An 8,013-nucleotide genomic window follows, 5' to 3' on the forward strand; every position below is an offset into this window, starting at 1 on the left:
TTGTTTTGCTTCAAACGTTGCGCCAGTTCCAGTGATCCAAAATTCATCTGCATCTTCTGCTCCACTCGCCTTTTACCTTTCGCCATTCTAATTGTTTATTTGACTAACGTAGGAAAGTTGTGCAGGAATCTTTCTGGGCTGATGGGATCTACAGTGGCTTGCGTGCAGAAGATGCCAGGTTGTATGCTTTAATCATTATTGGCGTTAACGAACGAGGAGATAAGCGCTTTCTAACCATAGAAGACGGTGTGCGGGAATCTACTCAGAGTTGGCGGGAAGTGCTGCTGGAACTCAAAGCCAGAGGCATGAATGCGCCAAAACTCGGTATCGACGATGGTGCAATGGGATTTTGGGCTGCATTGGAAGAAATTTATCCGGATACGCGGCAACAGCGCTGTTGGATGCATAAAACGGATAATGTGCTGAATTGCGTACCGAAGTTGATTCAGCCAAAAGTGAAATCTGCTCTGCATGAAATCTGGCAGGCAGAGACAAGAAATGATGCATACAAGGCGTGTGATCTGTTTATCGCGACCTATGAAGCCAAGTACCCAAAGGCTACACTGACATCACAAAACGATCGTGAAGAACTGCTGGCATTCTATGATTTCCCAGCAGTACATTGGCAGAGCCTGAGAACAACAAATCCGATTGAATCGACCTTTGGTACGATACGTCATCGGACAAAACGATCAAAAGGATGCCTGACTCGTGAAGGCATGCTGCACATGATATTCAAACTATCGGAATGTGCAGAAAAAAACTGGCGAAAGCAACGTGGATTTGAACACCTTGCCAGAGTCATTACGGGAGTGAAATTTAAAGATGGAATCGAGGTGACAGCAGACAATCAGGCCACCGCTTGATTAAATGGCTAAACACCAGATTTGACAATAACTCTTTGCTGATCAGTCTGGGGCCAGTATTTGACAACGGCTTTCCAGAAACCCAGCGCGCCATCGCCGATAGCCAGTTTGGGTAGATTTTTCAGACCACGCTGCTGCAAATCCATCAATACTTCTGTCCGGCTTGCTTCCGACTCGCGATAGCCATCCGACAACGCCAGCAATTCCTTGCGCCCCGTTTCATCAGAACCGATAATCACCAGAAGACATAACCGATCATCCATTCTAAGCGTACTGTAGACCCCATCCGCCCAGACATAGACATAACGCTTGTTACCCAAATCACGCCGGCTCCAGTTCCGGCAGTCCTGTTCTCATTGCTGCTTCAGACGGCTGGTTATTGCCGATGCCAATCCTGGCGCATCCGCTCCCAGCAAGTGTTTCAGCGTTTCGCTAAAGTCTTCCGCTGAAACCCATCTCAGGTATAGCCAGGGTAAAAATTCTTCAACATTTCGCGTGCGCTTCAAGTAAAGAGGAATCAAGCTGCCTTGGTCAAATTGTAACTCTCCAGAGCTTCACATAATTTTTACTTTGCAAGACAGTGCTTCACATAATTTTTACGTTGCAAGGGCTAGAATCATTTCAAGAGTTAAATTATTTAGTGCGGTTATTGATGAGACAGCATAAAAAATTTATTGGTTTTCAATATGAAAATAAAAACTCTATATATCGTGAACATGATGCTAAAGAAGAAAATAGTATCGTTGTGCGAAAGTTCTGTCCCCTCTATGAGCCTGTTAGGAAAGATATACCCGCACTCGTTAAGCTGCACCATGCAGACTTTTTGGTTCTCATTAAAATAAAAAATAGACTTGGTCTTGGCTTCCCCTAACAAAATACTTTGCCCCCTGACAACCTAAATGGTAGAAAAATGATTACTAAATTATCCGTAGTTCTAAGCTTAATCGCGGCTCTGTTTTTGAATGGGTGTAATCACGCAGAAACTGAAACGCATCATGAGATGCCAAAATTTGAGGCAACGACACCGTTCCATAAAGACATTTCTCTACCTAAGCACTATGTCGGTCTGATTAAAGCCATTATGCATATTGAAATCCGCTCTTTGGAAAAGGGCTACTTAGAGGGTATTTTTGTGGATGAAGGGCAGTGGATAAAAAAAGGACAGCCCATGTTTAAAATTATGCCCAAAATTTATCAGGCAGAATTCCAAAAAGCGAAAGCTGAAGCGCAATCTGCAAAGATCGAATACCTTAATACCAAAGGTTTGGCTGATGAGAATATCGTATCGCCCAATGAGCTTGCTTTGGCAAAAGCAAAACTGGATAAGGCTAATGCAGAGGTGAGGTTAACGGAAACCCGCTTGGGTTTTACCGGTATCAAAGCATCTTTTGACGGAATTATGGGTCGTTTTAATGCCAGGATCGGCAGTCTTCTCGATGAAGGCGAGTTGCTGACGGAACTATCTGATATCAGACAATTGTGGGTCTATTTCAACGTTCCAGAAGCAGACTACCTGAATTTTAGAATGGAAGAAGGCGACAAACTTGGTGAAACCGTACAACTAAAAATGGCAAACGGCAAGATTTATGATCACACGGGTGTCATTGAGACGATTGTAGGTGATTTTGATAACACTTTCGGCACTATTCAATTTCGTGCCTTATTTCCTAACCCGGACAAAATTCTCAGACATGGTGAGACAGGAACTATCCTACTGACCAAGCATTACCCAAATGCCATGCTTATTCCGCAAAAAGCGGTGTTCGAAATCATGGATAAAAACTATGTCTACGTCATCAATGAAGAAGAAAAGCTGGAGCAAAGGCTTATCCATATAGAGGCCGAGATGACAAAACTGTTTATTGTTAAAGATGGCCTTAATGACAGCGACAGGGTGTTGCTTGAAGGTATACGAAAAGTTAATCCTGGAGACAAGGTGAGTATCAATTTAAGGCCGCCCGAAGAGATTCTCCCGGAGTTAGAGTTGTATACCGAATAACTGTTTAGTTTAAGGATTAAGCCATGTTTAGTATCTTTCTTAAACGACCTGTGATGGCGATTGTGTTATCACTGATGTTCTTATTTATGGGTTTTTTGGCAATGAAAACATTGCCAGTTTCCCAGTTTCCAGATATTTCACCGGCTCGGGTCACGGTTTCTGTATCATTTCCCGGTGCCAGTGCCGAAGTACTGGTGAAATCGTCCTTGATCCTCTTAGAGCGTGCTATCAATGGCGTGCCCGGCATGAGGTACATCACTTCGGATGCAACCAGCGCCGGCGAAGCGACCATTCAAGTGTATTTCGATCAAGGCGTTGATCCCAATATTGCGATGGTCAACGTGAAGACGCGTGTGGATCAGATGATGAGCCGGCTGCCAGCACTGGTGGAGTTGGAAGGCGTGATCGTGAACTTCGTCCAGCCCAGCATGCTTATGTATGTCAATATCTTCAGCACGGACAAAAACGCTGATCAGAAACTTTTATATAATTACGCCTACGTCAATGTCATTCCAGAGATTCAGCGCATTACTGGAATCGCCCAAGCGACCATACTGGGTTCTCGCCAATATGCGATGCGCATTTGGCTGAACCCGGAGCGGATGCGAGTCTATCATGTCTCGGCAGAAGATGTGATGAAAGCCCTGGCAGATCAAAGCATTATCGGACGTCCCGGTCGTCTCGGGCAAAGCACAGGCAAAGCCGCCGAGTCCAAGGAGTATGTGCTGGTCTATAAAGGGCGTTTCAATAAGCCGGAAGAATACGAAGACATTATTATCCGGTCTTCTTCGGAAGGCAAGATTCTGCGCATAAAAGATGTAGCTGAGGTCGAACTGAATAGTGAGTTTTACAATATTTACTCTGATAAAGACGGATACCCTTCGGCGTCTATCGTGCTTAAGCAAAATTACAACACTAACGCGCAAACAGTTATAGCGGAAACGAAGGAAAAACTGGAAGAATTGAAAAAATCCTTCCCGGAGGGTATGGACTACGAAATCAACTATGATGTGTCGCGTTTCGTCGAGGCGTCCATCGAACAAGTGTTACACACCTTGGTAGAAGCCTTCATACTGGTTTCCCTGGTGGTTTTTATTTTTCTTGGTGACTGGCGTTCTACTTTGATCCCCGTCCTCGCGGTACCGGTTTCGCTGGTTGGAGCATTCGCCGTTATGTCCGCGTTCGGGCTTTCTATCAACCTTATCACCTTGTTTGCTTTAGTGCTGGCTATTGGTATTGTGGTCGATGATGCCATTGTGGTGGTGGAAGCTGTGCATGCAAAAATGGCCGATGAGCATTGCAGCCCTTATGAAGCTTCTCGAAGAGTATTGGGAGAAATCGGCGGCGCCATTGTAGCGATTACGCTGGTCATGGTATCGGTGTTCATCCCTATTGCATTTATGCCAGGACCGGTTGGGGTGTTTTATCGAGAATTCTCTATCACTATGGCATCGTCGATCATTATTTCAGCAATTGTGGCGCTATCGCTTGCTCCGGTACTGTGTGCCATGATTCTTAAAAATACTCATGGTCAGCCGAAACGAAAAGATCCAATCAGCCTTCTCATCAATGGCTTTAATTTTGTTTTTGAAAAAGTCACCGGGCGTTACGTCCGATTGATGAACATCATGGTCACCCGGCGCATTGTCACGCTTTTGATATTGGCCGGATTTTCCTTCGGTATTTTCATGGTCAGTAAAATCTTGCCTTCCGGCTTTATTCCCGGCGAAGACCAAGGCATGATTTATGCGATTATCCAAACGCCGCCCGGCTCAACCATCGAAGTAACCAACAAAGTGGCACGAGAACTGGAAATGCTAGCTGAAAAAATCGAAGGTGTTAAATCAATTTCTTCTCTGGCTGGGTATGAAGTACTCACTGAAGGTCGCGGGTCAAATGCAGGGACCGTTATTATCAATTTGAAAGATTGGTCAGAGCGTAAACATTCTGTAACGGAGGTTATCGAAGAGTTGGAAGAAAAAAGCCATGACATGGGTGCGGTCATCGAGTATTTTCAACCTCCGGCGGTGCCGGGGTACGGCGCGGCATCGGGTTTGTCATTTCGCTTGGTAGATAAGACAATAAATACAGACTACTACGAATTCGATGAGATTACCAAAAATTACATGAAAGCATTGCGCGAACGTAAAGAGCTGACCGGTTTGTTTACCTTTTATGCGGCCAATTATCCACAATACGAGCTGGTCATCGACAATCAACTTGCCATGCAAAAAGGGGTTAACATCAATGATGCGATGAATCAGCTGGACATCATGATCGGCAGTACCTATGAACAGGGCTTTATCCGTTTCAATAACTTTTTTAAAGTATACGCTCAGGCCTTGCCGGAATTTCGGCGTGCCCCCGAGGATGTACTGAAATACTTTGTGAAAAATGATGAAGGTGAAATGGTACCGTACTCCGCCTTCATGACCATGGTGAAAAAGCAGGGACCCAACGAGCTCACGCGTTATAACCTCTATAACACGGCAGCAATTCGCGCTGAACCCGCAAAAGGTTACACCACCGGCGACGCCATCAATACAGTCCTGGAAGTCGCAAAAGACACCCTGCCAAAAGGTTTTGACATTGCCTGGGAAGGCTTAACATTTGACGAAGCTGCCCGGGGCAACGAAGCACTGGCGATTTTCTTTGTCGTTATCTTGTTTGTCTACTTGGTGCTGGCCGCACAATACGAAAGTTTTCTTTTACCCTTGGCCGTAATACTTTCTCTGCCCCCCGGTATTTTTGGTGCTTTCTTTTTATTAAAAGAATTAGGGCTCGCCAATGATGTGTATTCACAACTGGGAATGGTGATGTTAGTTGGTTTACTCGGGAAAAATGCAGTATTAATTGTCGAATTTGCATCCCAGAAGCAAGCCCAAGGCATGACGGTTATGCAGGCAGCGATTGCGGGTGCACAAACGCGTTTCCGACCGATTTTGATGACGTCATTTGCTTTCATAGCTGGGTTGGTACCCTTGGCGATGGCCACGGGAGCGGGGGCAATCGGCAACAGGACAATTGGTACCTCAGCGCTGGGTGGGATGATTTTCGGTACCGTGTTTGGTGTCATCATTATTCCAGGGCTTTATTATATATTTGCCAAAATGGCAGAAGGTAGAAAATTAATTAAAGATGAAGACCTTGGCCCCTTAACCGAGACTTATGACTATGGCCCTCCAAATGAGATCAAAGACTAAAATATTTCAGATTATGGCTTCAAGCGCGTTGGTACTTATGCTGCAAGCCTGCGTGCCTGATTCGCTCATCAAAAAAGAAGACACACATCTTCCTACTGTTTTTAAAGAAGGTGTTTCGGATGAGGACAATGTGGCAAATATTAAATGGGAAGATTTTTTTAGTGACCCTAATTTAGTAAGTTTGCTGAATATAGCTGTTGAAAATAATAAAGAAATTAATATTATGATGCAGCGTATCAGTGTTGCACAGAATGAAATTCAAGCACGTCGGGGCGAATACTTGCCATTTGTAAATATTGGTGGTGGTGCAGGTAAGGAAAAAGTCGGCGAGTTTACACGCGATGGCGCTGTTGAAGAGCATCTGCCAGTAAGGGAAGGCCGGCATTTTCCTAGGTTCGTGGGGGATTATCACTTTGGGCTGTTTTCAACCTGGGAGATAGATATATGGAAAAAGTTGAGGAATGCGAAGAAGGTCGCTATTTTCGAGTATATGGCGTCAAAAGAAGGTAAAAATTTTTTAGTGACTAACCTGGTCGCTGAAATTGCCCATTCGTATTATGAACTGCTTTCCTTGGACAACCAGCTTAACAATTTAGAGCTAAATATTAGTATTCAGCAAAATGCTCTGGAGATGGTCAGGCATCTGCAAGAGTACGCAAGAGCAAATACACTTGCCATCAAACGCTATGAAGCAGAAGTGGCAAAAAACAAAAGTAAACTATACCAAATTAATCAGAGTATTACTGTTGTTGAAAATCGGATAAATTTTTTGCTAGGGAGGACGCCGCAACCTATCCAGCGTGCTTCTGGTAGTTTTATGGAGTTCAAACCCTTCATGCTTAAGACAGGCATTCCGTCACAATTGCTGCAAAATAGGCCTGATATTAGGCAAGCAGAGCTTGAGCTATCGGCGGCGGCATTAAATATAGAGGTGGCCAGGGCTAAATTCTATCCCTCCTTTGGCATAAGGGCTGGAATAGGATTTGAAGCTTTTGCACTTAAGTATCTGATCAATACCCCAGAGTCATTGGCGGCCACTATCGCGGGAGAATTAGTGGCTCCATTGGTCAATAGGAATGCCATCGAGGCGGAATATAAAAATGCCAATGCCAGGCAGATTCAGGCAGCTTATGAGTATGAGCAAAGAATTATCAGAGCTTATACTGAAGTAGCGAATCAAGTTTCAAATATCAATAACCTCGACAAAAGCTATCAACTTAAGACAAACCAAGTTGAAGCGCTCAGCAAATCAATTGATATCGCTAACCATCTATTCAGATCTGCTCGTACGGACTACCTGGATGTGCTGTTGGCACAAAGGGAGACCTTGGATGCCAAAGAGGATCTAATTGAAATGAAACAAAAGCAAATTGACGCAATGGTGGATCTTTATAGATCACTTGGTGGAGGGTGGCAGTGAGCCTCAGGTATCTCGATTTCATCCATCCATGGCTGGGTAGGGTTTAGTTTCGGCGGCAACTATACCTACCTGGTCCACATCCAATGTAACCTTGGCAGAGGAGAACCTTCGGGTGCAAATCTCTGCCAGCCAGCCGCTGCAAGACCATTCCAAACATATTATCAACGCCAGCCTGAATTATGACAATATCGATACCGGCACCCAGGCCATCTTGCTTTATAACGTCGCCACCGAGCACATGCATATTCCGGCGAAGTTGAACACTGATTCTGGTCCAATGTGAACACAGAGTTATTGTCAAATCTGGTGTTTAGCCATTTAATCGTAAGCGCTCAACGGCACCACCTGTCATTCTCTCTGGCTTAGTGATTTAATGAACTCCGGTGTTAGGGGTAACAATGACTTGGTCAAGTATTTTATGACAACCCAGTTAAGCGACCTTTTTCAGTTTTGCCATATCAGCTTCAAATTGGATTGGACTTCTATAATCCAGATAAGAATGTAAGCGATAGCTGTTGTAGAACA

General features: G+C 44.6%; 5 protein-coding genes and 2 pseudogenes. 6 read left to right on the forward strand and 1 reads right to left on the reverse strand.

Features of this window, described 5'->3' with window-relative positions:
• Nucleotides 1-134: 134 nt before the first annotated feature.
• A pseudogene (locus J5I83_RS04690) lies at nucleotides 135-866 on the forward strand (IS256 family transposase); the annotation flags it as partial.
• 32 nt (nucleotides 867-898) lie between these two features.
• Here the strand turns inward: J5I83_RS04690 and J5I83_RS04695 are convergent.
• Nucleotides 899-1,390 (reverse strand): annotated as a pseudogene (locus J5I83_RS04695) (transposase); the annotation flags it as partial.
• 128 nt (nucleotides 1,391-1,518) lie between these two features.
• On the opposite strand from J5I83_RS04695, the gene J5I83_RS04700 reads away from it, so the two are divergent.
• The 5 genes from J5I83_RS04700 (at nucleotide 1,519) to J5I83_RS04720 (ending at nucleotide 7,771) form a co-directional block, all read left to right on the forward strand.
• Complete coding sequence (locus tag J5I83_RS04700) at nucleotides 1,519-1,737, forward strand: hypothetical protein (protein WP_304053678.1); 219 nt, start codon at nucleotides 1,519-1,521, stop codon at nucleotides 1,735-1,737.
• Nucleotides 1,738-1,776: 39 nt separating this feature from the next.
• Nucleotides 1,777-2,865 carry an efflux RND transporter periplasmic adaptor subunit gene (locus J5I83_RS04705; protein ID WP_304053679.1) on the forward strand — a complete coding sequence of 363 codons (1,089 nt, stop codon included), beginning with the start codon at nucleotides 1,777-1,779 and terminating at the stop codon, nucleotides 2,863-2,865.
• A gap of 23 nt (nucleotides 2,866-2,888) precedes the next feature.
• Nucleotides 2,889-6,068 (forward strand): efflux RND transporter permease subunit, encoded by a 3,180-nt coding sequence (locus tag J5I83_RS04710; RefSeq protein WP_304053681.1) that lies wholly within the window; start codon nucleotides 2,889-2,891, stop codon nucleotides 6,066-6,068.
• Nucleotides 6,069-6,081: 13 nt separating this feature from the next.
• On the forward strand, nucleotides 6,082-7,488 hold the full coding sequence (locus tag J5I83_RS04715; protein ID WP_304053683.1) for a TolC family protein: 1,407 nt from the start codon (nucleotides 6,082-6,084) through the stop codon (nucleotides 7,486-7,488).
• Between the two features lie 112 nt (nucleotides 7,489-7,600).
• Entirely contained in the window at nucleotides 7,601-7,771 is a 171-nt protein-coding gene (locus J5I83_RS04720) for a hypothetical protein (RefSeq protein WP_304053685.1), read from the forward strand.
• Nucleotides 7,772-8,013 lie beyond the last annotated feature (242 nt).

Source organism: Nitrosomonas communis (assembly GCF_024102715.1).
Lineage (GTDB): Bacteria > Pseudomonadota > Gammaproteobacteria > Burkholderiales > Nitrosomonadaceae > Nitrosomonas > Nitrosomonas communis_B.

What these genes read in the sequence shown, in the direction of transcription:
- J5I83_RS04710 (WP_304053681.1), top strand. Translation starts at nt 2,889, where the DNA reads ATGTTTAGTATCTTTCTTAAACGACCTGTGATGGCGATTGTGTTATCA.
- J5I83_RS04700 (WP_304053678.1), top strand. Translation starts at nt 1,519, where the DNA reads ATGAGACAGCATAAAAAATTTATTGGTTTTCAATATGAAAATAAAAAC.
- J5I83_RS04715 (WP_304053683.1), top strand. Translation starts at nt 6,082, where the DNA reads ATGGCTTCAAGCGCGTTGGTACTTATGCTGCAAGCCTGCGTGCCTGAT.
- J5I83_RS04705 (WP_304053679.1), top strand. Translation starts at nt 1,777, where the DNA reads ATGATTACTAAATTATCCGTAGTTCTAAGCTTAATCGCGGCTCTGTTT.